The sequence below is a fragment of the Virgibacillus sp. 7505 genome, assembly GCF_002272135.1.
In the GTDB taxonomy this organism is placed as follows: domain Bacteria; phylum Bacillota; class Bacilli; order Bacillales; family Amphibacillaceae; genus Terribacillus.
Genome location: NZ_NPBF01000028.1, coordinates 36,903 through 62,476, shown reverse-complemented (window position 1 = coordinate 62,476; position 25,574 = coordinate 36,903). Strand labels below are relative to the sequence as shown.

At 43.4% G+C, this 25,574-nt stretch carries 26 protein-coding genes and 1 pseudogene; 6 read left to right on the top strand and 21 right to left on the bottom strand.

What is annotated here, in order from left to right; translation table 11 throughout:
- Window positions 1–25: 25 nt before the first annotated feature.
- Together CHH91_RS13145 and CHH91_RS13140 are read left to right on the top strand one after the other, a co-directional pair.
- Window positions 26–556, top strand: a complete 531-nt coding sequence (locus tag CHH91_RS13145) for an HD domain-containing protein (protein ID WP_095223917.1) — start codon at window positions 26–28, stop codon at window positions 554–556.
- A 137-nt stretch (window positions 557–693) separates the two neighbouring features.
- Window positions 694–1,212: a M15 family metallopeptidase gene (locus CHH91_RS13140; RefSeq protein WP_353615323.1), complete on the top strand. Its 519-nt coding sequence runs from the start codon at window positions 694–696 to the stop codon at window positions 1,210–1,212.
- A 27-nt stretch (window positions 1,213–1,239) separates the two neighbouring features.
- Here the strand turns inward: CHH91_RS13140 and CHH91_RS13135 are convergent, their stop codons facing one another.
- Together CHH91_RS13135 and CHH91_RS13130 are read right to left on the bottom strand one after the other, a co-directional pair.
- The gene (locus tag CHH91_RS13135) at window positions 1,240–1,428 is read right to left on the bottom strand and encodes a hypothetical protein (RefSeq protein WP_095223916.1); all 189 of its coding nucleotides are present in this window, start codon (window positions 1,426–1,428) and stop codon (window positions 1,240–1,242) included.
- A gap of 113 nt (window positions 1,429–1,541) precedes the next feature.
- The gene (locus CHH91_RS13130; protein WP_095223915.1) at window positions 1,542–2,315 is read right to left on the bottom strand and encodes a glucose 1-dehydrogenase; all 774 of its coding nucleotides are present in this window, start codon (window positions 2,313–2,315) and stop codon (window positions 1,542–1,544) included.
- A 675-nt stretch (window positions 2,316–2,990) separates the two neighbouring features.
- Here CHH91_RS13130 and CHH91_RS21590 point away from each other — a divergent pair.
- Together CHH91_RS21590 and CHH91_RS13120 are read left to right on the top strand one after the other, a co-directional pair.
- Window positions 2,991–3,323, top strand: a pseudogene (locus CHH91_RS21590) (methyl-accepting chemotaxis protein); the annotation flags it as partial.
- A 14-nt stretch (window positions 3,324–3,337) separates the two neighbouring features.
- Window positions 3,338–4,165, top strand: coding sequence for a methyl-accepting chemotaxis protein (locus tag CHH91_RS13120; RefSeq protein WP_095223913.1), 828 nt, complete (start codon window positions 3,338–3,340; stop codon window positions 4,163–4,165).
- Window positions 4,166–4,195: 30 nt separating this feature from the next.
- Here CHH91_RS13120 and CHH91_RS13115 read toward each other — a convergent pair whose 3' ends face one another.
- The 17 genes from CHH91_RS13115 to fabI all read right to left on the bottom strand — a co-directional run bounded on the left by CHH91_RS13115 (window position 4,196) and on the right by fabI (window position 19,391).
- Entirely contained in the window at window positions 4,196–4,792 is a 597-nt protein-coding gene (locus CHH91_RS13115; protein WP_095223912.1) for a hypothetical protein, read from the bottom strand.
- A gap of 81 nt (window positions 4,793–4,873) precedes the next feature.
- Window positions 4,874–5,683, bottom strand: a complete 810-nt coding sequence (locus CHH91_RS13110) for a histidinol-phosphatase (RefSeq protein WP_095223911.1) — start codon at window positions 5,681–5,683, stop codon at window positions 4,874–4,876.
- On the bottom strand, window positions 5,680–6,579 hold the full coding sequence (locus CHH91_RS13105) for an alpha/beta fold hydrolase (protein WP_095223910.1): 900 nt from the start codon (window positions 6,577–6,579) through the stop codon (window positions 5,680–5,682). Before CHH91_RS13105 ends, CHH91_RS13110 begins: the two co-directional genes overlap by 4 nt.
- A gap of 15 nt (window positions 6,580–6,594) precedes the next feature.
- The gene (locus tag CHH91_RS13100; RefSeq protein ID WP_176465787.1) at window positions 6,595–7,440 is read right to left on the bottom strand and encodes an STAS domain-containing protein; all 846 of its coding nucleotides are present in this window, start codon (window positions 7,438–7,440) and stop codon (window positions 6,595–6,597) included.
- A 103-nt stretch (window positions 7,441–7,543) separates the two neighbouring features.
- On the bottom strand, window positions 7,544–9,250 hold the full coding sequence (locus CHH91_RS13095) for an adenine deaminase C-terminal domain-containing protein (RefSeq protein WP_095223908.1): 1,707 nt from the start codon (window positions 9,248–9,250) through the stop codon (window positions 7,544–7,546).
- A 10-nt stretch (window positions 9,251–9,260) separates the two neighbouring features.
- Window positions 9,261–10,319 (bottom strand): ABC transporter ATP-binding protein, encoded by a 1,059-nt coding sequence (locus CHH91_RS13090; RefSeq protein ID WP_095223907.1) that lies wholly within the window; start codon window positions 10,317–10,319, stop codon window positions 9,261–9,263.
- 15 nt (window positions 10,320–10,334) lie between these two features.
- Window positions 10,335–11,123: an ABC transporter permease gene (locus tag CHH91_RS13085; protein WP_095223906.1), complete on the bottom strand. Its 789-nt coding sequence runs from the start codon at window positions 11,121–11,123 to the stop codon at window positions 10,335–10,337.
- A gap of 3 nt (window positions 11,124–11,126) precedes the next feature.
- Entirely contained in the window at window positions 11,127–11,951 is an 825-nt protein-coding gene (locus CHH91_RS13080; RefSeq protein WP_095223905.1) for an ABC transporter permease, read from the bottom strand.
- A gap of 24 nt (window positions 11,952–11,975) precedes the next feature.
- Window positions 11,976–12,902: a nucleoside hydrolase gene (locus CHH91_RS13075; RefSeq protein WP_095223904.1), complete on the bottom strand. Its 927-nt coding sequence runs from the start codon at window positions 12,900–12,902 to the stop codon at window positions 11,976–11,978.
- An 11-nt stretch (window positions 12,903–12,913) separates the two neighbouring features.
- The gene (locus CHH91_RS13070) at window positions 12,914–13,963 is read right to left on the bottom strand and encodes an ABC transporter substrate-binding protein (RefSeq protein ID WP_095223903.1); all 1,050 of its coding nucleotides are present in this window, start codon (window positions 13,961–13,963) and stop codon (window positions 12,914–12,916) included.
- Window positions 13,964–14,128: 165 nt separating this feature from the next.
- A complete protein-coding gene (locus CHH91_RS13065; protein ID WP_095223902.1) occupies window positions 14,129–14,467 on the bottom strand; it encodes a Na-translocating system protein MpsC family protein in 339 nt (112 codons plus the stop codon).
- A 135-nt stretch (window positions 14,468–14,602) separates the two neighbouring features.
- Window positions 14,603–15,157, bottom strand: coding sequence for an RNA polymerase sigma factor (locus CHH91_RS13060; RefSeq protein WP_095223901.1), 555 nt, complete (start codon window positions 15,155–15,157; stop codon window positions 14,603–14,605).
- A gap of 3 nt (window positions 15,158–15,160) precedes the next feature.
- A complete protein-coding gene (locus CHH91_RS13055) occupies window positions 15,161–17,059 on the bottom strand; it encodes a hypothetical protein (protein WP_141234166.1) in 1,899 nt (632 codons plus the stop codon).
- A gap of 13 nt (window positions 17,060–17,072) precedes the next feature.
- Window positions 17,073–17,969 carry an ABC transporter ATP-binding protein gene (locus CHH91_RS13050; protein ID WP_095223899.1) on the bottom strand — a complete coding sequence of 299 codons (897 nt, stop codon included), beginning with the start codon at window positions 17,967–17,969 and terminating at the stop codon, window positions 17,073–17,075.
- The gene (locus tag CHH91_RS13045) at window positions 17,966–18,349 is read right to left on the bottom strand and encodes a GntR family transcriptional regulator (protein ID WP_095223898.1); all 384 of its coding nucleotides are present in this window, start codon (window positions 18,347–18,349) and stop codon (window positions 17,966–17,968) included. The genes CHH91_RS13050 and CHH91_RS13045 overlap by 4 nt, the downstream gene beginning before the upstream one ends.
- Window positions 18,350–18,388: 39 nt before the next feature.
- Window positions 18,389–18,541 carry a hypothetical protein gene (locus CHH91_RS20615; RefSeq protein WP_176465786.1) on the bottom strand — a complete coding sequence of 51 codons (153 nt, stop codon included), beginning with the start codon at window positions 18,539–18,541 and terminating at the stop codon, window positions 18,389–18,391.
- A 67-nt stretch (window positions 18,542–18,608) separates the two neighbouring features.
- Window positions 18,609–19,391: an enoyl-ACP reductase FabI gene (fabI, locus tag CHH91_RS13040; RefSeq protein ID WP_095223897.1), complete on the bottom strand. Its 783-nt coding sequence runs from the start codon at window positions 19,389–19,391 to the stop codon at window positions 18,609–18,611.
- Between the two features lie 157 nt (window positions 19,392–19,548).
- Here fabI and CHH91_RS13035 point away from each other — a divergent pair, with 157 nt between their 5' ends.
- On the top strand, window positions 19,549–22,995 hold the full coding sequence (locus tag CHH91_RS13035; RefSeq protein WP_095223896.1) for a hypothetical protein: 3,447 nt from the start codon (window positions 19,549–19,551) through the stop codon (window positions 22,993–22,995).
- A 47-nt stretch (window positions 22,996–23,042) separates the two neighbouring features.
- On the opposite strand, the gene CHH91_RS13030 is transcribed toward CHH91_RS13035, so the two are convergent.
- Together CHH91_RS13030 and CHH91_RS13025 are read right to left on the bottom strand one after the other, a co-directional pair.
- Complete coding sequence (locus CHH91_RS13030) at window positions 23,043–23,870, bottom strand: aldo/keto reductase (RefSeq protein WP_095223895.1); 828 nt, start codon at window positions 23,868–23,870, stop codon at window positions 23,043–23,045.
- A complete protein-coding gene (locus CHH91_RS13025) occupies window positions 23,848–25,065 on the bottom strand; it encodes an MFS transporter (RefSeq protein ID WP_286160779.1) in 1,218 nt (405 codons plus the stop codon). The genes CHH91_RS13030 and CHH91_RS13025 overlap by 23 nt, the downstream gene beginning before the upstream one ends.
- A gap of 118 nt (window positions 25,066–25,183) precedes the next feature.
- On the opposite strand from CHH91_RS13025, the gene CHH91_RS13020 reads away from it, so the two are divergent.
- Window positions 25,184–25,543, top strand: a complete 360-nt coding sequence (locus tag CHH91_RS13020; protein ID WP_095223894.1) for a winged helix-turn-helix transcriptional regulator — start codon at window positions 25,184–25,186, stop codon at window positions 25,541–25,543.
- Window positions 25,544–25,574: the final 31 nt, after the last annotated feature.

Below are 25,574 nucleotides of genomic sequence, written 5' to 3'. Positions count from 1 at the left end.
TTTTACAGAGAAAGGAGATAAAGAAATGAGAAAAGTGACATTAGAGCAGATTTATACACACCCAATCGCACAGAAATACCTCGGACGTTCCGGACAGGCGCATGCCATATCGGTGGCGGAACACGCACTGGCTATAAGTGAGAAAAAGCAGGTTGATCCAGACATGGCAGTCAAAGCTGCATTGCTGCATGATATTGGCCATTATGAATGGTATAGCGATGGAAAATGGGATTACGATATGTATAAACAGAACGATATCCATGCTATTAAGGGCGCTGCCCGTGCGCATAAGCTCTTGATTCGTTTAGGTGAAGAGCCGCAGGCCGCCAAAGCAATTTCCTTGGCTATCCTTCTGCATACAGATTCTTACCTGCCCGAGCATAATTTGAAGCTTGACCCATTACAGCAAGTAGTAGCGGAAGCGGATACAGCTGATGAAGAAACAGGCGGTGCACATCATTACAAGACCATATCTCAGCAAGAAGCACTGAAACGCATCCGGAAATTGGACGCAAGCATCGAGAAGCGCATGATGAGACAAGTCCAGACAAGCTGATCATGTCCGCTTCCCTCCCCCCTTCCTTAAATCTCCTATTTTTCCTTTCAAAACTTCGCTTCAAAACGTGCAATCTAGTACCTATTCCGCTATGCTAGAATATAATATACAAGATTTCAAAAAGGAGAATAGCGAATTTGCACTGGAAAAGGATTATAGTAACTACTTTGCTTATGACAGTTGCAGCGTTGATCCTATTCGGCTTTTTGCATATAGAGCAGCTTCCGCCCAATCAAACCACTCCCACTGATTCCATGAATGCAGATGACATTACCGGACTACATCCTACAGTAGAAAAAAACATGCATAAATTAATAGAAAAAGCTTCTGACATCGGTATCTCCATTATAATTACGGATGACTATCGTTCCAAGGAAGAACAAGACAAGCTCTACGCCCAAGGACGCACAACGGACGGACAAATTGTCACCCAAGTCCAAGGCGGGGAATCCATGCATAATTATGGACTTGCCATTGACTTTGCCCTGGAACCAGAACCAGGCAATGTGATCTGGGATATGGAATATGACGGGAATAAGAACGGGAAATCCGACTGGATGGAAGTAGTCGAAATAGCCAAAGATCTCGGCTTCGAATGGGGCGGAGATTGGCCAGGATTCAAGGATTACCCGCATCTGGAAATGCATATTGACTAAGGAAAAAGCGCCCTAATAGGCGCTTTTTTAGTTAGCCAAGACAAGATAAGCGCTAAAACTGATAATATAGATAGCAAAACAAAAAACGGCTACGCGCATGTAATTACTTGTAAGATCGAACAACACCTTTAAACCATTGGACAAAATAGCTGCAATTGTAAGTACAAAGGTAAGTCCCAACATCAGCATAGCACTTAAAAAGACGATCTGCTCCATGTGGATTCTCTCCTTCTTTAAGTTCTATTACGTCTTATAATAGAAGGAAAGCAGCATGAGCTCCTGTCATTCCGGTAACATTAATTGCCAGGAAGTGACGATTATGTCACCTCTTACAGTTCCAACTGAGACGGGTACAGTGTCATACCTCCATCGACGAAAAGAGTAGTACCTGTGACATAGCTCGCTTCCTTGGATGCAAGCCACGCAGCAGCTGCTGCAATCTCTTCTGGTTTACCAAATGACTGCATCGGTATTTTCTTCATCTGTCTAGCTTCGTTTTCCGGCTTGGTATCTTCGTTCCGCTCCGTATCAATTGTTCCTGGCGCAATAGCGTTTACTCGAATTCCGTTAGCTGCATACTCAAGTGCCATTGTTTCGGTCAATAGCTTGATACCGCCTTTGGATGCTGCATAATGACTGTCAGAAGGCTTCGGTATTTGCTGGTGTACACTAGACATATTGATAATGCTGCCTTTCACATTATTCTCGAGCATATAACGAAGAGCTACTTGGCCGCCAAGGAATGTGCCAGTCAGGTTTACATCAATGACACTTCTCCACGTATCCTCTTCCATTTCATGATACGGCTGCGGCTTGCTAAAGCCTGAGTTATTCACCATTACATCCAATCCGCCGAATTCCTCCAAAGCCGCATCCAGCAATTTCCGAACCTCTTCTTTCTTGGAAACATCAGCTTGAATGACAACGGCTTTTCCGCCAGCTTCCCGAATAGTCTCAGCTGCTTGATTAGCACCATCTTCATCCCCATGATAATTGACGACAACATTCATACCTTCTTGTCCGAAACGCTCTGCGATTGCTCGCCCAATACCTTTGGAAGATCCAGTGACGATAGCTGTCTTTCCTCTTAAATCATCATACATGCAGATTTCCCCTCTCCCGATTATGTTCCTCTCTGCTTTTCCCCCAATCTTGCAAACAGAAACTTTTCTACAAATTATGACAAATTAGGACTTTTTCTAGTGGAACTCTTCACTTCCTGGTACTTCTTACCGATATAAAGGAAAACCATGTGCAGAGGAGCTCATTTTATGAATTCTACGTTACAGGCAGTAGTCAATATTGCCCCTATTATAAAAGATACGCTTGGACCGACAGCTGCGATGGGTGTGCTGGACACCGAAAAGTTTATTTATTTCGCCCCTTCCACACTCTTATCACTAGGCATTGAAGCCGGAAGAACAAGACTTGATGAACATGAAGTTTATTTGCGCGCTATCAAAGGAGAGCATATTGTCTTTTCCATCACGGAAGATTACGAAGCGCTTGGTGCACCAGTCGTAACCTCCATTACCCCGATTCGCGATATGGAAACGAATGAAATCGTCGGCTTATTATCACTATCACGTACATTGGAGCATCAAGAGAAGCTAGATAAAGAACTTAACAAATTAAATCAAGTAATAGATGCACTACAAGGAAAAGTACAGCATGTCGCTGCACAGGCAGAAGAACTCTCTGCCACAAGCAGTGATATCAATGAGCAGGCAAATAGCGCCAACCAAAACTCCCGCCAAATTGGAGAGGTAGTACAATTAATCGAACAGATCTCTACGCAGACCAATTTACTTGGTCTTAATGCAGCCATTGAGGCAGCTCGCTCTGGTGATGCAGGAAAAGGGTTTGGTGTCGTTGCAGATGAAATCAGAAAACTTTCCGATAACACGAAGGAAGCCGTCCAAACGATAGGCAAGTCCTTGACTGAAATACGATCAAGTATTGAAAACCTGACTCTTAGCATAAATGAAGTATCTACCTCCTCTGAGGAGCAGTCAGTAATAATGGTCGAGTTCATGGATGATATTCAGGCTTTGGATGAAAAGAGCAAACAGATAATCGAAACAATGAAAAAAGTAACAAACCAAGAATAAGGAGGTTATAAATTATGCACCCTACGATACAAGCTTTGGTACATCTAGCACCGGAAATCAAAAAGAATATTGGAGAAAATAACGTTGTTGTCGTTACAGATACGGAGAATTATGTTTATTTCTCTCCTTCTAAGGATTTGGATGTCGGTATTAAAGTCGGCGAATTCGCTTTTACAGAAGATAATGATCTTCTACGTCAAGCGCTTCAAGGCGAAAAAGTGCAAGTACATATTCCAAAGGAAAGATACGGTATTGGGATGCAGAATTCTGCCAACCCAATTAGAGATGAGAACGGTGAGATTGTAGGCGTTCTTCAGATTACCAAAACATTGAAAGATGAAGAAATCTTGGATAAGCAGCTTGATGAGTTACGCACAGTTGTAAGCAGCCTACAAGGAAAAGTACAACAAGTAGCAGCTCAAGCAGAGGAACTTTCTGCTACGAGCACAGATATTGATAGCCAGGCATCCCATGCAAATGAAAACTCTCAGGAAATCAGTAAAGTTGTCCAACTAATCGAAGATATCTCCACACAGACGAACCTACTAGGCTTGAATGCAGCTATTGAAGCAGCTCGCTCTGGTGACGCTGGCAGAGGGTTTGGTGTCGTTGCAGACGAAATCCGCAAGCTCTCGATCGGTACAAAGGAAGCTGTCGGAACTATCGGCCAATCTCTTCAGGAGATCCGGACAAATATGGAGAACCTTACGTTGAGTATAGGCGAGGTATCTACCGCTTCAGAAGAGCAATCCCGTGTAATGGTAGAGTTTATGGAAGATATACAAAATCTCGATACGCAAAGCAATGATATAGGACAATATATCAAAGATATCACTAATTAAAAAATCGCCTCCCTAAGGGAGGCGATTTTTTTAGATAGATTGCTTGTTATTAGGAGTAGGCGGTGTTGTTTTAGTTGTAGGTGCTGTAGTTGTTTTGTTGATAGGCTGGCTCTTTTGTTCATCAGAACCGCTATTGCCTTCATTTTTTGACTTTGTCATCGGATTGCTCGGTGCACTTTCCGGTTTGGCTTCCATTAATTTGTTAGAAGCTTCCTTCGCTTTACTGCCTGCATTTTTCAAATCTTCCTTCACTTCTTTTACCGTGCCAAGGGCAGATTTGGAATCCTCTTGGACATCGTTGACAGAAGACATAATTTCATTTTGAGCTTTATCGTAAACATTCTTAACGTCATTAGCTGCATCCTTTGCAAGCTCAGTCGCATCCTGCACTTTGGACATAACCTGTTCCTTCGTGCCTTGCGGATCCTGTTTCGCTTCTTTTACGAAGCTGACAACTGTATCCTTTGCCACGCCCACATTTTGAAATACCTTTTGACGTGTCTGTTTGTTAAGTAAAACGATTGCCGCACCTGTAACTGCTCCAGCAACTGCACCAGTCAATAGTTTGGAACCTGCTTTAGCCTGCTCTTTCACTTCTTGCTTGTCTACTTGTTGTGCTTGTACCATCCTAATCACTCCTTAGCTTTTTGTTTACCGTATTGGTGTATAAATACCCCGTCATAATGAAAGTAAACAAAAAAACTGTAATTACAATAGCATTACCCTTTTTTGCTTTTGCACGAAATAGACCATTTCCTTGAATCCGATATCCTTCAAACGCTCTTTCACTTTATCGAAATCCTCGCCGATCCGGGATGGTACATGGGCATCAGAGCCAAAGGATATGTCCACGCCATAATGCAGTGCCCGCTCCAAGATCCGGTCTGAAGGATACCATCCGCCTACTGCCTTCGTCCCTCCGGATGTATTCACTTCTATTGCAACACCAGTTTCCCCGATAACTTTTAAGGTTTGTTCAATCGCATGATCAGCAGGAATCTCAGAAAACGCAGGATAAAAGCCTTTCATCGCATCAATATGGCCAAGCACTTGAAATATGCCGCTTTTAGCCGATTGCTGAATCATATCGTAATAAGTTTCTTTCACCCGGATGTGGTCTGCTTCTGATAAGCCATCCCATCTGCCTTGATTGAAGATATTCACTTCATCAACATAGTGAACGGAACCGATAATATAATCGAATGGATACTTTTTATAGTAGTCCGCATATAAAGCAGCATGCTGCGGGAAGAAATCACTCTCTACACCTAAAAGGACATGAATCTGATCCTTATATTTCTCTTTCAGTTGCAGCACTTCCTGTACATATGCTTCAAATCCGCTGATCGGCATCGCAATACCAGGATAAAGCTGATCTTCCTCACTGTAGAAATAAGGAGAATGATCCGCTATCCCGATATAGTGCAAGCCTTTCTCAATCGCAGCAATAATATAATCCTCTATTCGTCCTTCAGCGTGCCCGCATCGATAATGATGTGTATGCAAATCGAATGTCATACCCCTGCTCCTTCAGCTACTTGCGTTTTTTCTACCAGGAATTCTTTAATCAGCATATTGACGATTTCCGGCTGCTCATGGTGCACCCAATGTGTCGCATCATCAATATATACCAGCTCGTAATCGGAACAGTACTTGGTAGATTCCTGCGCTAGTTTCTTTAAAAGGAATTGATCCTTAATTCCCCAAATAATCTTGGTAGGCACATGAACCATCACTGCATTCTTTTGGCCGTACACGCTAATGTTATCCTTTTCTGTCAAGGCTCGGTACCAGTTCAGCATGCCTGTCAGCGCACCTGGCTTTGACCATGCTTCTTTATAATTATCTACATCCATCTGAGAAAACGTTCCTTCTTGGCTGAACTTTGTCAAAGCCATTGCAAGACCGTAATAGTCATTAGCCGCCAATGATTTTTCCGGTACATCCTGCATTTGGAAAAAGGCCATATAAGAGCTCTTGAACCACTGCAGCGGATTGGTTGCGAGTATTTTTGGCATAGCTGCAGGATGCGGCATATTGATAGCAATGAATCTCTCTACATGTTCCGGCCGAGTGACTGCCAGATGCCAGCCGACAGCTCCACCCCAGTCATGGCCAATGATAATTGCTTTCTCTCTTTGGAAGAGACGAATCACTGCTATAACATCGTCACGGAGCTCGTCCAATACATAATTGGCCGTACCTTCTGGTTTATCACTCAAATTATAGCCTCGCTGATCAAGTGCAAGCACTCGGAATCCTTGTTCTGCAAGCGGAACGATCTGTTCCTTCCACCCATACCAGAATTCCGGGAAACCATGCAGGAGTATCACCAATTTACCATCATTCGGACCAGCTGCAGCCATATGCATGTTCATTCCATTCGCTTTTACCGTCAAATGCTCGACTCTCATTCATATCCTCCTCGTCTAACTTCGGGTCAATCCATAATGCGATAATGCCTGCTGCAAGGAATTATAGAAAAGTATATCCCCCACCTGTCTATCTCCTCCTAAAGTCTGTGCCAAATCTGGACGGACACCGGAAATTGCACAGTTTATTCCGAGCATTTGCAGGATCCGCACCATCTGACTGAGCTTTTCCCTTACCAGTGCTTCTGTAAAACTCGCTCCTGACATATCTATGAAGAGCGTTTCTATCCCTTTTTCCTTGCAAGCTTGCGGCATATGCTCGACGATCAGCTCTGCCCTCCGCTCACTTATTTCTCCGACCAATGGAAAAACACCGATGCCCTTCATGATTGGAATAACAGGTGAACTAGTCTTATGGATTACTTCGCGCTGACTTCTGATTTTCCTGTCTATCAGCTCATAATAGAACTTTGTGAATTTATTGATGACTTCATCTAGAGCACGATGAAGATTCTTCGACCACCGGATGACCATCGCAGGCGTGACATCCTCTTTATGCTCTTCTGTAAATGACTCGATAAATTCCCAAATGACCGTTCCTGATTTCCCTACTGCCTTCAGCACTTCATGAATTGGTGTATTGGTCTTAACTCGGCTATTCGCCACTTTTTCTACCCATATTTTGAGATTCTGACTATATTGCTCTTCATCCTCCAATAGTGCACTGGCAACGGTGACGATTGTCATTCGGTGCTGTTTTCTTAATTTCGCACGCATCTCTTTACCAGCATCATCTGCATAGATCGAATCTTTGTAGTCATATAATAATGCGGCCCATCGATCTGTTATATATGAGGCGTTGTCCATGATGTAGTCATATAATGCTTTGTTCATACCTGGCATGCGATTCTCCTTCATCTTTATCATTTGCCTTTATTATAACGGAACCGCCGAAGCGCTTCTATCTTGAGCACGTAAAAAAGGAGTCTGCCGAAGCAGACTCCTTCTAAACTCCCAAAGGTACGATATGTCCCTCGTTCACCCTGATATAGCCTTGATCCGTCAATTTCAATGCAGGACTCACCGGCAGCGAAAGGGTACTGATCGACATAAGAACATTATAATGCTTGTAACCGAGTGATTTAATAGACTTTGTCAGGTCAGAAACTTGTGCAGCTACTTCCTTCAATGGTGCTTCCGATAGAATACCCCCAACAGGCAATTGCACCATAGATAGAACTTGACCATCCTTCACACAGCAGATGCCGCCTTGATGACGAATCACTTCATTTGCCGCGAGGACCATATCATCTATATCACGACCGATAACAAGCAAGTTATGGTTATCATGCGAATATGTAGTGGCAATCGCCCCCTCTTTCAGCATATCCCCTGTTAAAAGACCAAAGGCACGATTACCGTTCTTCCCATATCTTTCCGCAGTCATGACAAGCGCAAGTCCTGCTTCCTGCCATTGCACCTGTCCAGATTCAACAGCCAAACGAACATGCCGTTCTGTCGTGAATGTCGAACCATCTTTTATTTCCATAACACGGTACCGAGCATCACTTTCGTCTGTTTCATTCAATAGAAGAAAATCGTCATGTCTCAGTTCATCCAGCTTAATGCTCTCATAGTAGAATGGGGGAAATTGTGGTTCAAGAACGATTTGCTCCTTTACAGCGTCCTTATCATATACTTGTTGTCCGCGCTTGAAAACCTCTTGGATGGAGAAGGTATGTAAATCATCAAGCAAGATGAAATCAGCTATCTTCCCAGGAGCGATTATACCTCGGTCCCTCATCTGCATTCGTTTTGCAGGTGCAGCAGTAGCTGCATATATTGCCCGCTCCGGCTTCATCCCCATATCTATAGCCTTTTGGACAAGCTGGTTCAAGTGCCCTTCTTCCAGCAATTTATCTGCCATGACGTCATCCGTTACAAAGCAGAAATGTTCACTTACATCGTTTTCAATTACGTAATCTATGATTTCCTGCGTCATAGATTTTTCCTGCAATTCTACAAACATTCCTGCATTGATTCGCTGCTCCATGCCTTCTACTGTCTGATGCGTATGATCGGAATCGACACCGGCATAAATCATACGCTGCAGTTCAAGATTCAAAAGCTTTGGTACATGACCTTCAATAATTAACTGGGGATATGCTTGTCTTACATGCTCCAGGATACGATTCGTCTTACTATCAGGAGCTGATATAACATCATAATAGTTCATAATCTCACCAAGGCATTGTATATTACCTGACAGCATCAGCGCATCGATATCATGGATATCAATCTCTCCGCCTGTCGTCTCCATCGATGTGGCCGGCACGGAGCTTGGAATAGCATAAAACATATCCACTGCGCAATCCGCACTTGCCTCCATCATGCTTTTCACACCGTCTACTCCGAAAACATTTGCCATCTCGTGGGGTTCAGGCACAATAGTCGTCACGCCGTTTTGAATAATGCCATAAGAGAAGGATGAGGGCGTAATCATCGTACTCTCAATATGCAAATGAATATCAATCAAACCTGGTACCATGTACCTTCCTGCTCCATCTATCACATTTTCCGGCTGCAGTTTATCGGTATCTTTCTTACCGATATAAAGGAATTTCCCATCCAGCAGAGCAACATCGGCATCGATGAATTTCTTTCGATAGCTGTTAAATACCCGCACGTTACGGATCAGTAAATCAACAAGCATGGTACACCTCCTAATCGACGAGCACGATTTGTTTCTTTGGAATCTCGAGTATAACGTCCTGGCCATTTGCCAGTGGTGCTGCTGCAGCATCATCATTTACGGTGAACTGCCCAATACTCGTTTGCACTTCATATTGATAACTGCGGCCTAGATACGTGCTGATCAGTACTTTCCCTTGTACAGCATTCTCCACCGACATTGGTGCTGCATCCACTGGATACAGACGCAGATCATCCGGTCTGATTGCTCCTATCAATCCAGCGGCATTGTCCTGCTGCTGAACAGTTAAAGTTATTCCTTGTACAGTTGCAGCGCTTCCATCTGCCTCCTGACGTCGGCTGTCGAATTGGATGAAGTTCTTGAATCCGATAAAGTCCGCGACAAATTTCGTCTTCGGCTGTCTGTAGATAGTAGCAGGATCACTTAACTGTTCAATGATTCCTTTATTCATGATGGCTACCTTGTCCGAAATGGAAAAGCACTCTTCCTGGTCATGCGAGACGTATACTGTCGTAATGCCCAGCTCTTGCTGTATCCTTCTGATCTCCACGCGCATATTCACACGCAGGTTGGCATCCAAGTTGCTTAAAGGTTCATCGAATAACAGGAGATCCGGCTCAATGACTAACGCTCTGGCAATTGCGACACGCTGCTTCTGTCCGCCTGACAATGCAGCTGGAAAGCGTTCTTCGAAACCTTTCAAACTGACAATATCAAGCACCCGCAGCACTCTATCCTTGATCGACGCTTTCGATACTTTTCGCTGACGCAAGCCGAACGCAACATTATCGAATACCGTCATATGCGGGAACAAAGCATAATTTTGAAAAACAAAGCCGAAATTGCGTTTGTTTACCGGAACTTTCGTATAATCCTTCTCGCGAAACAGGAATTTACCTTGTTTTGATTGCAGGAATCCAGCAATCAAACGAAGCGTGGTCGTTTTCCCGCAACCACTTGGACCAAGAAGGGAAACGAGTTCCCCTTCTCCGATAGACAAATTGAAGTCTTGAAGAATAGCTTGTTTCTGATAAGCAACCGTGACGTCCTGCAGCGTAAACAAAGACATGATAAAGCCTCCTAATTACCGTTTCGTGAAATAAGATAAGCCAAGCAACCGTTCGACAAAGAACATGAATAAAGCTGTGATGATCATCAATACAACGGATAAAGCAGCGATGGTCGGATCGAAGTAATTCTGCACATACGTGAGCATTTCGATTGGCAGTGTGCTTACGCCAGGTCCAGTCATGAAGACCGAAATGTCCACATTATTGAATGATTCCAGGAATGCGATCAGAACTCCGGCAATGATACCGGATTTGATATTCGGCAGAACTACTTTGAAGAAAGTACCGATTCTGCTTGCCCCTAAACTGACTGCCGCCTCTTCGATGGAAAAATCAAAGTTAGCCAGGCTTGAGGAGACGACACGGATAATGAAGGGCAGCATAATGACAGTATGCCCGATAAACAGACCTGCATAGATCGGAAGCTGATAGTATGTTATGAAAAAGCGCAGGAACGTAAAACCTAGCACGATACCCGGAATAATGATCGGGGATACGAATATACCTTCCAAAAGCGCCTTTCCTTTAAAATCGAATCGATTCAATGCATAAGCTGCTGGTATGCCGATCAACAGCGCAAGCAGGTTGCCCGCCAAGGAGAGATAGATGGAAACCTTGAACGTTTCCAGAAAACCGCTCACCTCGAATATATTTTTATACCAATCGAGCGAGAAGGATTCTGGCGGAAACCGAAGTACTGTCCCCTGTTCAAAAGAAGTGACAGAAATTATCACCAATGGCCCCAGCAAGAAAACGAATACTAGAAACGTGAATATACCAAGTCCTATATTTTTTTCCCGCATCGTCTACCTCCTCGGATTCAATCTATTTGCCAGTAAATTCATGCATGTGATAACAATGAGCGTCACAACAATCATGATGGCAGCTAGAATACTGGCCATATGCCAGTCGTTTAATGTATTAGCATTTTGATAGAGCAGCGTCGAAAGCACACGCTGCTGACCTCCTAGCAAAGCAGGCGTCGTATACGCGGTAAAGCTGCCGACGAAAACCAGAATAGCACCAATTACTAACCCAGGTACGCAAAGCGGCAGGACTACCTTCGTAAACACTCCAAATCGGCTAGCACCAAGGCTTGCTGCTGCCGTCAGTAAATCTGACTCAATATTTTCCATAACACCAACCAATGTAATGATGGTCAATGGCAGGAAAAGGTGGACAAGCCCGATGATGACAGCAGTTGGTGTATACAGAATTTCCAAAGGTTCCTGTATAATGCCAGTTCCCATCAACGCTTCATTGACCAGCCCATTGCGGCCAATGATGACCATCCAGCTGAAGGAACGCACAACAGGACTCGTCAGCAGCGGGAATATAGTCAAAATCAACAGGACTGCCTTCATTTTCGCAGACAATCTTGCAATAAAATACGCAGCCGGGAAACCAATCACCATACAAAGGATAGTAGTCAAAAGGCTTACCCGCAGTGTTGTCCATAGAATCTCCAAAAAGTATGAATCCCGGAAAAGACTGGCGTAATTGCTCGTATCAGCTGCTGCTTCATTTGGAAAGAAGGTCGAGATGATTGTCATGCCGATTGGGACGAGCATGAAAATTGTTAGAAATAGAACCCCCGGCAAGATCAGGAGATACTTATAATAATTTCGCATAATGATTTACTCCCGTTCTTTTGTCTAAGCGTTCAACAGCTTGAGAAAGAGGTCGAAGAAACGAGCTTCATCTAGCTCTAGACAAACATGCATATTCGCCGGATGTCCTAGACGGTTCTGGAAATCGCAGACAGTCTGACCGTCACAGTAGGTACTGTTTGTCTCCATCGTAACGTGCAGCCATTCTGTTTTTACCAGCTCGGAATCGATCGCAATCGCAACAGCTAGCGGGTCATGCATCGCACAAGCCCATACGCCATTTCGCTCAAAATAGCTATTGCGGTATGTCGCAGTGCTTGTCCGCACATAATCCTGCAATACTGGGTTCTGTATTAAATCAATATGTTCATCCTTCATCAAAGCACTTCTCGTAACGTCCAGTCCGACTTGTGTTAAGGACTGGAACCCTGCTTCGAAAACAATGGTTGCAGCTTCTGGGTCAGCGAACATGTTATACTCCGCCACCGGCGTCACATTGCCAACCCCTTTCACGACACCACCCATAAAGATGACTTCTTTGACTGCCGATACAATTTCAGGATACTGCTGTACAGCCTCAGCCAGATTAGTCAGTGGACCTGTCATGATCAATGTGATGTCGCCTGGTGCGGCCATGACTTGGTTTTGTATAAAATCAGTTGCAGATTGTTCTTGTATCTTACGGTGCGTAGCAACACCTTTCAGTGCGCCTCCAATACCGTCTTCTCCATGTACACGATGCTCGAAATGAGGTTTCCGGGTCAGCGGTTTGGCAGCTCCCGAGAATATAGGAGTCTTATCATCTTCAAGCAAATCGAGTATCTTGGCTGTGTTGGTCGTAGCGGTTTCCAAAGAGACATTGCCGCTGACAGTCGTGATACCAACGACATCTAGCGCTTCGCTTTTCACAGCAAGCATGATTCCAATTGCATCATCAATACCAGTATCTACATCCAATATGACTTTCTTCATCATGCTCCCCCTCACTTGGTCACTTCTTTATTCCAGCGATCGATCCATCCCTTAGAGTTCTCGACTAGGAAGTCTGCTGGCAGGACATGTAGTTCCTCGATGATATCTTCACCGTACGTAACACCTTCCTGCTCTTCATCGGAAAGTACCACTTCTGTATTAACCGGAGAATCCACCTTCGCTTTTGCTGTCTTTTCTTGTACTTCTGTACTCAGCTGATAATTGATAAATTCCTCAGCCAATTCTTTTTGATCGCTGTCTTTCACTACGTTAACTGTATTCATGACAGCATATCCGCCTTCTTCAGGTGTAACAAATTCAGCTTCGGGAACTGCTTCCTTCAAAGAACTGAAGTACATTTCCATAATCGGTCCGCCTGCGATTTCGCCTTGTCCAAACATATTGACGAACTCGGATGTTTGATTATATTCATTTACGATATTAGGCTTCAACGCTTCGAGCTGTTTGAATGCTGCATCTTCATTGAATGAATCATTGCCGCTCACTTTGGAAGCTGCATCAAGGAACATCGGTCCTGTTGTAGTCGTAATACCAGGAATTGCTACATTACCTTCCCACTCTGCACTCCACAGATCCTTCCATGATGCAACAGATCCTTTCACCATTTCAGGATTATAGGCAATCCCGAACTGTCCGATTGTGTATGCTGGTCCGTATCCTTCACCGTTAGGAGTCTTGGCTGCATCATAGATCTTATCCAGGTTTGTCAGCTTGGAAGAATCCAGCTCCTCGAACAAGCCATCATCCACCCCTTGCTGCGCGTAATAGTCAGATAGATAGACTAAATCAACGTCTGAGTTGCCTTGTCGTATTTTGTTCAATCGTTCTGCGTTATTTCCTGTTTCTACTACAATGTCGACATTGTGTTCCTCTTCAAATGGCGCATACACATCTTCATTGAAGAAATCTTCCGAGAAACCCCAAGTAGAGATGACAAGCTTTTCTTTCCCAGCACCAGCACTGTCACTGCCACAAGCAGATAAAGTAAGTGCAGAAGCGATTGCAGCTGAACCCAAAAGCATTTTAATACGACCATTCATGTGAAAAACCCCCATATAATTAGTGATTTATAAAAGCAAAAAAAGAAGACAATCTTAATAGAATGCGAGCATTCTACTAGATCATCTTCTCTTCGATCAACAAAGGTCAGACCAATCAAGCTTTTCTATGGCATTAACCGCACACCAGATGAATCCGGTGTTGGCTTAACTGCCTAAGACAATATTGGTAAAAGCACGTTGAGAGGCTGCGTCGTAATCTCGTAGTATAGACTCAATGTGCCATTCCGTTTCGGTATTAAGTTTTTCTGCCAAGCGTTTTTTGTACAGCATGGATAACCGGAAGTCGACCTCCTGCTTCAAGCTGGGAGCCTCGCCTTCCAAAGCTGCAGATCGCGGTGAACGCCGATGCTTGGCTTGGATGGTGATGATGTTCTGATCGATGGAAACCTTCAATAATGTCGTTCCTACACCGAACAATTCCTTCGACACATCATTGTACATATGTGACAGCTTCTTCTTGATTTCATTGCTATTCTCTAGCATGCCAACAACCACCTGTCATGTATGCGGTAAGGTCATTATACATACTTTAATAAACCAAATCAATATATTGTTCGGTTTTAAATGATTTTTTCTTATTTTCAATCCGTTATTGTTCACCAAAAAGAGAGACAGGCTTTACCATGTCTCTCTTACCATTATCATATCGCGGTTTGCCCGCTCTGCTTTTATTAGTTGCTTTGCCCTGTACAATCGAGTCTTCACTGTTGATTTGGTTAAAGATAGGTTAGCAGCAATTTCACTTTCTTTCATATCATTCACATAACGCAGCGCCAGCACTTCTTGGAGTTTTGGCTTCAGCTTTCGAATATCCTGCTCGAGTTCTCGTTTCGTCTCCCGCAGCTCGACCTCTTCCATGACGATATGCTCGAGATAATGCTGCTCAAGCTCCCAGCTGGCCAATTCTATACTAATGAACTTGCATTTACCTTCTTTGCGAAGCATATCAATGGCTGTACGTGAAGCAATTGTTGCAAGCCATGCACCTGCCTTCGACACATCCTCCAGCTTGTCCAGATTACGATAAGCTTTGATGAACGTCTCTTGCGCCGCGTCCTCTGCCAGCTGCGGATCACGCAGCACCTTCTGCGCTGCATGATATACCCGCTGATGGTAGAGCGAATAGATATGCTGAAACACCGACTCCGTCACATATACACACTCGCTAGCCACGCTTTATTCCTCCAGTTGGTTTTTGATTGATTCGGGGAGGTCATCGTATTCGATAGAGAGCTCATCTTGCATACTCTGTCCCCTGTTAAGGTTGAACGTTACAAAAGCGGAATCCTCTTCTTCGCTATAGTAAGTAATGTGATCGAGTATTTGCTTGATTACATCTTCATCCTCTATAGTTACCGTATTATTCCGTTCAGAATCCTCCAAATCAATACTTGATATATCCTCGGAATATACTTTTAGATCATCATAAAGCCCCGCATCCTGTAATACTTTAATCGTATTTTTATCACTGTCATCAAAATTTGCATAATAGTAATCTTGATCTTTATTAGTCATTAGATCCACTGAATAAGTTAGTGCTTCCTCTGAATACGCCTGTGGATCTTTAAGCTCTATATCTTTCTTGATAGCCTCAATAAGCGCATGTATCAAGTCTGGATCGGAAATCCTGGTGCTGCTTTGCTTAATGTTATTTGATTGTACATCCACAGCATAAATTTCATCGGACTCAATATTAAAGACTGCGTTATTTGCATACTTATACGCCTTTGATCCTTCAATCTTATGCTGCAGACTTTTCAGTTCAGGATTGTCATCAAGAGAATACGTATATGATCTAGCTATCTTCTTTCCGTTTTTCAGCTCATAAACGACGAACGTGGAACGTAAATTTCCTTCATACCAATCATCTACTCTCGGAGTATCTATTGCTTGCTCATGTAAATCCCGAACCAACTTTATATCTTGCTTATCAGTGAAATATAGCGGTTTAATACCCGGTTGCAAATATTCCCGATCCTCTGTGTACGTATAGGTATCTCCAAAATAAACTCTTTCAATGTTGTCTGCGGAAGGAATCTTATTTTCATAATTCTCTTTAACTAGATTCACAGAAATAAGAACAACTGCTAAGGAAATTGCGAATATCAGATAAGATTTGTAGTTACTATAAACTCTCCATGTTTTATTCAATATTGCTTCAGCTATAATAAACCCGATTAGCGATCCTGCAACATAGCCAAATATAACCCAAGCAAATGACGAAGACGCAATATGGAAATAATAACCACCTGCCATCATAAAGCTGAAAGTTACGCCATATTGGAAAACAGGTCGCAAGAAAGGAAATACAATTGCTTGTGAAGTAGCTTCCATTTGCCGGTGAGCGTATAACCAGAATGCAGCCAGATATAATAGCAAACCCGCTGCTGCATATGCTGACATCACAATCCAGGAAAAATCAGAACCAGGAGCAAAGTTAACAAAGAAATACGAGATTGGTGAGAATTTAAAGATTGCCATATCTGCATAATAATCCATTGGGTAACCTACGAATAAAATACTCATATTCGCAATTAGCAGGAGAGCAAGACCCGCTGGAAGCAAGACTAAGATATAAGTTAGTACAAAGTGCATGGAAAACATTCCTGTTATCATGCCTGTGAAAACCGTGGCCAATAACATAAAAGTATTAAGAAATAGCATTATGCCCAGCCAAGATAACACATGCATCCCATTAAAATAATTCCCTATGCCAGTGAAAGCCTGTAAACCAATCAGGATCAGCGCATTCAATATAATAGGAATGAATAATAATATCAGTCCTACAATTAGATGGTGATGATACAATGACGCCCTCTTAATAGGCATACTGTGGATGAAATCGGATACCTGTTTCTTATGCAAGTAACGCAATAATAATATCCCCAGAAGCACTGGCACTGTAATGGCCAGAAGCCACTGAACATCCGGAATATATAGGAAAAGATCGCCTTTTTCCATATATTCTCTATTTGGCAGGTCCGAATACTGGATAATAATTTGTATCGGCAGAATTAATAGTAAAGCTAAAAAATATAATACACTTAACCAACCAACCTGTCGGACATCATGCAAAATGATTTGCTTCTTAATCAAGGATGTTTTCGATGGCATAGCCAGCACCTCCCATTTCATAGATAAAGATTTCTTCCAAGGATAGCGGCAGCATATCCAGTACGACTGGGTTTTGTGCTGCAAGTATTCCTTCTAACTCATGATGGTCTGCTTTGACGATCAGCAGATGGATGCTCCCCCGTTTTTCCTGGTGAAGGATATTTAATTTTTCTAAGAAACTCATATCCTGCCCTTTGCGCAAAGCGAACTGGACCTTTTGAACCTCTGTCTTCATATCATCCAGATTCCGCTCCAGAATCATTTTTCCTTTATGTACGATTCCAACGTCATCACAGAGGTTCTCCATTTCCCGCAGATTGTGGGAAGAAATAAGGACGGTCATCTCTCTCTCCGCTACGTCATTGATAAGTAAGCCTTTAATTCGCTGCCGCACAACAGCGTCTAATCCATCAAGCGGTTCGTCCATGATTAGAAAATCCGGCTTTGCTGCCAATGCCAGACAAAATGCCACTTGTCGTTGCATCCCTTTCGAAAAGGTAGAGACTTTCTTGTTCTCCAGTTTGAATTGGCTGATCAGCTGGTCATATCGCTGCTGATCCCAATTCGCATACATATCAGCATAAAATTGCCCCATCTGCTTCACTGTATACTGCGGGAGAAAATAAAGGATATCTGGCATGAAGATGATGCGCTGTTTCATTGCCACATTTTCAAATACCGTTTTGCCGTCTACCAGGACACACCCTTTGTCTTGCTTCAGTATACCGGCAAGAATACGCATTATGGTTGTCTTTCCTGCGCCGTTCGAGCCAAGTAGACCGTAAATCGTCCCTTTTTTAACCTGAAAACCAACTTGGTCCAACACTTGTTTCCGGTCAAATTTTTTACTTAATTCTACTGCTTTGATCATTTTTCGCTTCCTCCCCCATTAAGCAGCTGCTGCTCCACCACATTTCGAATTTCATCTGCTGTCATACCGATATACAGTGCCTCGGTAAGCAGTTTTTTCAATTCCTCCTGCATCTGCTTCACCTTTTGCGGATCGACCTGTAAACTAATCGCGTTCACGAAACTCCCACGTCCCTTTACGGAATAGATCAATTCTTGATTTTCAAGCTCACGGTATGCTTTTTGGATTGTATTCGGATTGATTGTCAGCTGCTGGGCGAGCTCCCGTACCGAGGGAAGCTTCTCGTCTGTTTCCAGCACCTGATTGATGATCAGTTCTTTGAACTTATCAACGATTTGTTCATATATCGGCTTGCCGCTTCGCAAGTCAAGTTCAAACATGTATTCACCTCATTCGAGCTTCTGTATTAACTGTATTAGTTATAGTAGTACACTTGATACACCAAAGTATACACCAGCACTTTCTATTTGAAAAGAACTTTTTTCCAAAAATAAAAAAGCCAAATCATGAGATTTAGCTTTTCCAATAAATAAACAGAAATCAGATGTGTGATATTCCCGTTTCACTGCCACGTATTACAAATTCCTGCTGAACATAAAAACCCGTCCTAATCATTATTAGAACGGGTTAAAGCGCAAATTAACCAATACCGATGATATTGAAACCAGCATCCACGTAAACAATCTCACCAGTTACACCGCGGGAAAGAGCTCCGAGCAAACCTACAGTCATATCGCCAACTTCCTCAGCAGAAACATTACGGCGAAGCGGTGCAGTATGTTCCACTTTTGAAAGGATGTCATTGAAAGAAGGTACGCCTTTTGCAGCCAATGTACGGATTGGACCTGCAGAGATAGCGTTAATACGGATGTTATCCGGACCAAGATCATTCGCCAAGTAGCGTACACTTGCTTCCAGAGCTGCTTTTGCAACACCCATGACGTTGTAGCCCTGGAGCACACGATCAGCACCAAGGTAGCTCATTGTCACGATGGAGCCGCCTTCTGTCATTAACGGACGGACTGCTTTTGCTACTGCAACTAATGAATAGGCACTTGTATCCTGTGCGAATGCATAGCCGTCACGAGAAGTGTCGATGAAATCACCTCTCAAATCTTCTTGATGTGCATGTGCTACAGAATGCACAAGACCGTGGACAGTTGTGAACTTGTCTTTGATTTCTGCAAATGCAGACGCGATGCTGTCATCATCGTTTACGTCACACTGGATAACAGCTGCTTCCATTTCATTCTTTTCCAACAGCTTGTTCAACTTTTTAGCGGAACGCTCCTGGCGATATGTAAAAATCAGCTTCGCACCAGCGGCATATAACGATTGCGCAACGCCCCATGCGATACTGCGATCATTCGCCACACCCATGATGACGATGTGCTTATCCTGTAATTGTAGAAAATCCTTCATTTTCATTCTCCTTCTATATGAACAGCTTCGTTCACGTTTTCTACCGCCTATCATAACAGAAAACAGAAATGAAAGGAATGAGGCGGCTGTTCAGACAAGTCTTACTTCTATATAATAAAGTTTGGAAATAACAACCAAATAATCGCGAGGTGAAAAAATGGATACTACGCCTCCCAATAAATCCGGAGATCTGTTCGAACAAAGACTTCGGGAATTATTAGATCAAGGCTATATATCTAACGAAACATACTCGAACGCAATGACTGGGTATCGAACCAAACTGTCTTATGATGCTTCGAAACAGACTGAAACAAAGACACATCCAGAGATTTCCCCAGCACGTCAGACAGCTGCGGCGGCTGAACAGATGTACACTACACCAGAAACTGCTGTCTATTGGAATTCATCAGCCCACCAGAAACAGAAAAAACAAAAGACTCCTGAACAAATCCGAGAGCGCAATCTGACTATCATTCTCGTTCTCGGGATCATCATGCTTTTCTTTGGCGGGTTATATCTCGGCACTTCAAACTGGGGGAACTTCTCATCTTTAGGAAAAGTGCTATTAATCAGCCTGATTCCTTTCCTTTTCGCAGGATTGAGTTATATCAGCTATAAAGTTAGGATTCCGCAAACAGCCTTCGCATTCTTAATGCTCGCAGCGCTGTTTGTACCGATAGTCATCTTCTCAGCATCCTACTATCAGCTGTTTGGCAGCTATTTATCCTTCGGCGGTGACGGTGCAGCATTGATAGGAACTGCTGCGGCATTAAGCTGTACAGCTTTGTACTATGCAGTGGCAGCCCGTACAGGATCCAAAGCATTCATATGGGTAACATATGTCGGCTTATCGTCCACCTTAATCTCAGCATTACTATATGTCACGACTACGTATAGTGCATTTCTATTCTGCTTGCAGCTGGCCAACTTCCTGCTACTTTTGTTCGAGCGAACGATCCGCAATACATTTAAACTTAAGACACTGCAGCGTTATTGGCCTTATTATCTGCAAATGAAACTTGGAACAGAAGCCATCATCACAATCATTCTGATGAGCAGTGCCATCACCTATGATCTGACTTTACTGGTGATTGGCATTAACGCATTGATTTTGGCAGCCAAGAACTTCAGTAAACTTTATCATTTTGGATTTATCGCTTTTACCTTGATTGGCAGCATCTTGCTGCTTTTGGAGATTAACTCTTATTTCAATATGTTCTTTGGTCAATTCATAGGCTTAGGCTTCATTCTCGTTATGTTGACATGGAATTTGCCTCGCTGGCTGCAAGTGGTCTATGAATCTTTTATCCATGCAATAAATGGCTTTCTTTTTATCCTTTTCACAAGTCTTCTTTATTATTTTGATTTTAATTGGGCGTACTTAATCGGGATTTCATTCTTACTGATCCAGTATACGATCTGGACCGCTTCATCACGCAAAGCCTATTACAGCTATCCTAGCGTCGGACTGTTCCTGCTTGTCGTCTACTGGCTGCTTTATATGGTAGATGCTCCAATTTGGATCCGTACAATTGCGTTGGCGACGTTATGTTTCATCGGACTTTCATACAGTTATATTTGGCCAAGAAAGATAACATTCTTGGAGCCATTCCAAGTTACGATTAACTGGGCAGCCGTAGGGCTCGTCATCCCTATATTCCTGGTAAATCATAGCTATGGATATTATGAAGCCAATAGCTATCTGCTGCTATTAGTGGCTGCAGCAGGTTTCTTCTGTTACGAGAAAGAAAACGCAGAGGTTGTGCTCATCAGTAAGATCATTACCCCGATTAGCTTGATCGCAGCATTATTACTCGGCGGTTACCGTCTATATACTGAAAATGAATTTTATCATGAACAAATCGGTATTTCAGGACATGCAACTTTGATTGCATTGATAGCCATTGCAATTGCATTCCTATGCCGTAGATATCGATACCGGCCATTATTTTTATCGTTTTTCCTAACTGGTCAAATCCTGCAGAGTTGCGCTGTTCTGATTGCCATCTTTACGTGGAATTTACCTGCAGTCACAGTTACGATTGTTTCACTTATCAATGTCGGTATTCAATCAATGGCTCTTCAAGTCTTTCGGAGGCATCCATTATGGCTTGCAGTGCTCAGCTCCATCATTGTGACATATGTATCACTGCAAGATCTATTCGAAATTCGAGAGTCGAATATATTAACAGCTTATGTCTTGTTATGCGGAATGCTGTTCTTTGCAGCTAGCCTATACATGAAGAAGAAAGCTCCGATTGGTTCGCTCTACTTCTTCTGGTGCAGTCATGCTTTGATTATTTTCGGCACGCTATGGGTTTTGCTTGCACAGTTGTTGGATTTTGTTCCGCCTGTATGGCTTCTTATTCCGCTCGTTCCATTCGTGTTATCTGCACACATTGTTACGAGACCGATAGAAAAGTATATATTTGCAAATGCCAGTATTTTAATTGTCTTCCTTATCTCGATCACCCATATGGATCAGTACTCAGATCTGAGTCATCAATTTACACTGGCTGCAGCATTGACAACAGGCTGCATTGCCTTGGCATATGCTCTGCTGCCTAGCTGGCGTTCCTTATTGCGGATTAGCCTGCTGACTGGCTATAACGTTATTCTGCTGTTCGCATTAGCAGAGCTTACTGGCCTATTCTCCTGGCAAATCATCCTGCTGGCTATCTTTGTCGGGGTAATTGCAATCTATCAACAGCATCAATGGCAGCTAAGCATCGTTTCTGCCTGCACGTTGCTGTTACTTCTTGCCATTTCGCTTCTCTATGGAAGCATCGGCCAGGAAATCCGTTTAGCTTACTTACTGCTTGCCGGCGCAACAGGATTAGCACTTACCAGCTTCAGCAATTACCAATCTTTCGTTGCCGAAGCGGGCAAGAGTTCTGTTTCGAATAGAGTGGATATATATCGGATCGGTGCTATCGTTTATACTATCGTCGGCAGTCTGGCAGGTGTTGCAGCCTATGAATCAGGCCTTGCTGATACGCTATTTGGTTTATCAGTACCGGTACTTTTATATGCAATCAGTATATACACAGCACCAGCAGCTGAAAGACGTTATGTACGGCTTGCTGCCATCGTATCTTGTTTGTACCCTTATATACTCGTCCTGCAAGTCGCAGACATCAGTCCATATTTAACAACAGAGCTATATGTCGTACCGATAGCATTACTAGTTCTTATCATCTTGCGACTGTTTTTCTATGATCCCGATGTAACACCGCATATCGAGTTAGTTTTGCTAACAATTGGGTTCGGCATCCTCGTGCTAGATGGGCTGTCTTCAATGACAATTTATGATGCCTTATCTCTTGGCAGCCTTTCTTTACTGGCCGCTGTCATTGGTTTCTTACGGAAATATCGTGCGTATTTCCTGACAGGGACGATCACTGTTGTGTTTAACTTATTCTTTAACACCCGTACCCTTTGGGGAAGCGCACCATGGTGGTTATATCTGATTGGAGCTGGCATTCTGCTGATTGGCTCTGCCAGCTTTATCGAATATCAGAAGCAAAAGCATGACAGAACCACCGAATCCCTGCTCCAAGCAAGCAAATCCAGGTGGATAAAATGGTTTAAGCAATATAAATGAAAAAGGCAGCTGTCTTCTGCAGACAGCTGCCTTTCTTCATCTTCATCTTAAAAATCGAACTCGTCCGGATGCGGGCCACTGCGGGTACCATCATCCAATTGATCTAAGCGCTCCATATCTTCTGGTTGAATTTCAAAATCGAAAACTTCCTTGTTTTCGATGATACGCTTGTCTGTCATAGATTTTGGTATCGTGATGACACCATGCTGAATATCCCAGCGAAGCACAATCTGGGCCGGGGATTTCCCGTATTTGCCAGATAGCTCCAGCAGCAATGGCTGCGCCAGCAATTCTCCGTTCATAAGAGGTGACCATGCTTCCAAATGGATTCCATTTCTCTTCGTGTATGCACGCAGTTTTGCTTGAATCAAGCGCGGGTGGAATTCTACTTGATTGATTGCCGGCACCACAGAAGCGGTTTTTAGTAATTCTTCCAAATGATGAACTTGGAAGTTGCTCACACCAATTGCTTTCACTTTCTTCTCTTCATATAGTTCTTCCAGTGCTCGATATGGCTCTAAAAACTTATCTTTCCCTGGCCAGTGGATTAAATAAAGATCAAGATAATCAAGCTGCATTTTTTCCAAGCTCTCTCCATAAGCTGCTTTTGTTTGTTCCAACGTCAGGCCTGCATTCCATACTTTAGAGGTGACAAACAAATCTTCTCTTTTCACTAACCCTGCTTGGATGGCCCGGTTAATTCCTTGACCGACACTTGCCTCATTTCCATAAATAGCAGCAGTGTCGATACTGCGATACCCTTGCTCGATAGCAAAATAGACTTTTTCAGCTAGTTCCTCTCCATCCTCTACACGGAAGACACCGTAACCTAGCATCGGCATAGAATTGCCGTTATTGAGCTTTACTGATTTCATGAGATATTACTCCTTTGTTTTCTAGTTTTCTCGAAATAGCCGTTAAACCAACTGCTGCCGCAACCATAATGGCTGCTACCCAGCTTGTATGAAGCAGACCTAGCTGCTCTGTAATAACTCCGCCCAAATAGGACCCGAGGGCAATTCCAGCATTGAAAGCTGCAATATTCCAAGCAGAGGCTACATCAACCGCCTGCGGTACAAGCCGTTCGGCAAGCACAACGATATACGACTGTAAACCGGGAACGTTCATAAAGGCGAACAATCCCATAAGCAGTATGAACAGCAAACCAAGTCCTTTGACAGGTAATGTAAGGTATAAGGCAGCTAGTATAATTGCCTGTATGGCAAACATATAAAATAACGCATGAACCGGCTTTTTATTAGCCAGCTTACCACCAGTAATATTGCCGATTGCTACTGCAATACCATACACGAGCAAAAGCCACGTCACTGTCCCTGGCTGAAATCCGCTTATCTGCTGCAAAAGTGGTGATAAATACGTAAAGACGACGAATGTGCCGCCATAGCCAAGTGCCGTAATAAGAAGAACCAGAACGATAGGGACTGACCGCAAGAGACTAGTTTGATCTTTAAGTCTTACTTTTACGCCTTTAGGCAGCGTATTTGGCAGCAATGCCAGATTAGCCAAACCAGCAAGAAGTCCAATAACGACAATAAATAGAAAAGCGATTCGCCAATCTAGCTGCTGACCGATGAATGTCCCGAACGGTACACCGGTAATCGTGGCAACAGTAAGCCCGGTGAACATGATACTGATTGCTCCTGCCCGCTTATTTGGCGGAACCAAACTCGCAGCGATTGTAGAGCCGATCGACATGAATACGCCATGCGCAAGCGCCGAGATGAAACGAGCTACCAGCAGAATAGACATATTAGGAGCAGCAGCGGCTATACTATTACCTATCAAAAAGACAAGCATAACCAAAAGAAGCTGCTTCTTTTTCGGTATACGGGAAAGCATCGGTGTCAGGATCGGAGCACCGACAACAACCCCGATGGCATATAGGGACACTGTAAGTCCAGCCGCCTGCACTGATGAGTGAAAGTCATCCGCAATCAGCGGCAACAGACCCACACTGATGAATTCTGTTGTGCCGATCGCAAAAGCCGTAATAGCCAAAGCGATCAAGGCAAAAGATTGTTTTCCTTTCATATTACATTTCCTTTCCATTTCTTATATCTCCCGCATCAGCCGGAGTAATGTTATTATGTCGTATAGGATTCACATTGAACAGTACGTACTTTTTTGTGCTATAGGCACCTTTTAGTACCTATAAGGAGAGAAGAAAATGCAAAAGAAATATAATATTAGTGTAGAAGCAACACTTGAGGTAATAGGCGGGAAGTGGAAAACGGTCATTCTCTGCCATCTGACACACGGAAAGAAACGGACAAGCGAATTGAAGCGGCTTATGCCGAATATCTCCCAGAAAATGCTCACGCAGCAGCTTCGCGAGTTGGAGGCAGACGGGATCATTAACAGGATTCAATACCATGAGCTTCCGCCGCGTGTCGAATACGAACTGAGCGAGTATGGCTGGAGTTTGCAAGGGATACTGGATTCCTTGTGCAGCTGGGGTGAATCTCATATCGTCAAGGTATACGGAAATAAAGAGGACTATCTGGAAAAGACATATTTAAACGAATGAAAACAGCTATAGCATTATCGCTATAGCTGTC

Bases quoted from the DNA above. Each gene is read 5' to 3' on its own strand.
- CHH91_RS13145 (WP_095223917.1), top strand. From the start codon at position 26: ATGAGAAAAGTGACATTAGAGCAGATTTATACACACCCAATCGCACAG.
- CHH91_RS13135 (WP_095223916.1), bottom strand. From the start codon at position 1,428: ATGGAGCAGATCGTCTTTTTAAGTGCTATGCTGATGTTGGGACTTACC.
- CHH91_RS13130 (WP_095223915.1), bottom strand. From the start codon at position 2,315: ATGTATGATGATTTAAGAGGAAAGACAGCTATCGTCACTGGATCTTCC.
- CHH91_RS13120 (WP_095223913.1), top strand. From the start codon at position 3,338: ATGCACCCTACGATACAAGCTTTGGTACATCTAGCACCGGAAATCAAA.
- CHH91_RS13115 (WP_095223912.1), bottom strand. From the start codon at position 4,792: ATGGTACAAGCACAACAAGTAGACAAGCAAGAAGTGAAAGAGCAGGCT.
- CHH91_RS13110 (WP_095223911.1), bottom strand. From the start codon at position 5,683: ATGACATTCGATTTGCATACACATCATTATCGATGCGGGCACGCTGAA.
- CHH91_RS13105 (WP_095223910.1), bottom strand. From the start codon at position 6,579: ATGAGAGTCGAGCATTTGACGGTAAAAGCGAATGGAATGAACATGCAT.
- CHH91_RS13100 (WP_176465787.1), bottom strand. From the start codon at position 7,440: ATGCCAGGTATGAACAAAGCATTATATGACTACATCATGGACAACGCC.
- CHH91_RS13095 (WP_095223908.1), bottom strand. From the start codon at position 9,250: ATGCTTGTTGATTTACTGATCCGTAACGTGCGGGTATTTAACAGCTAT.
- CHH91_RS13090 (WP_095223907.1), bottom strand. From the start codon at position 10,319: ATGTCTTTGTTTACGCTGCAGGACGTCACGGTTGCTTATCAGAAACAA.
- CHH91_RS13085 (WP_095223906.1), bottom strand. From the start codon at position 11,123: ATGCGGGAAAAAAATATAGGACTTGGTATATTCACGTTTCTAGTATTC.
- CHH91_RS13080 (WP_095223905.1), bottom strand. From the start codon at position 11,951: ATGCGAAATTATTATAAGTATCTCCTGATCTTGCCGGGGGTTCTATTT.
- CHH91_RS13075 (WP_095223904.1), bottom strand. From the start codon at position 12,902: ATGAAGAAAGTCATATTGGATGTAGATACTGGTATTGATGATGCAATT.
- CHH91_RS13070 (WP_095223903.1), bottom strand. From the start codon at position 13,963: ATGAATGGTCGTATTAAAATGCTTTTGGGTTCAGCTGCAATCGCTTCT.
- CHH91_RS13065 (WP_095223902.1), bottom strand. From the start codon at position 14,467: ATGCTAGAGAATAGCAATGAAATCAAGAAGAAGCTGTCACATATGTAC.
- CHH91_RS13050 (WP_095223899.1), bottom strand. From the start codon at position 17,969: ATGATCAAAGCAGTAGAATTAAGTAAAAAATTTGACCGGAAACAAGTG.
- CHH91_RS13045 (WP_095223898.1), bottom strand. From the start codon at position 18,349: ATGTTTGAACTTGACTTGCGAAGCGGCAAGCCGATATATGAACAAATC.
- fabI (WP_095223897.1), bottom strand. From the start codon at position 19,391: ATGAAGGATTTTCTACAATTACAGGATAAGCACATCGTCATCATGGGT.
- CHH91_RS13035 (WP_095223896.1), top strand. From the start codon at position 19,549: ATGGATACTACGCCTCCCAATAAATCCGGAGATCTGTTCGAACAAAGA.
- CHH91_RS13030 (WP_095223895.1), bottom strand. From the start codon at position 23,870: ATGAAATCAGTAAAGCTCAATAACGGCAATTCTATGCCGATGCTAGGT.
- CHH91_RS13025 (WP_286160779.1), bottom strand. From the start codon at position 25,065: ATGGAAAGGAAATGTAATATGAAAGGAAAACAATCTTTTGCCTTGATC.
- CHH91_RS13020 (WP_095223894.1), top strand. From the start codon at position 25,184: ATGCAAAAGAAATATAATATTAGTGTAGAAGCAACACTTGAGGTAATA.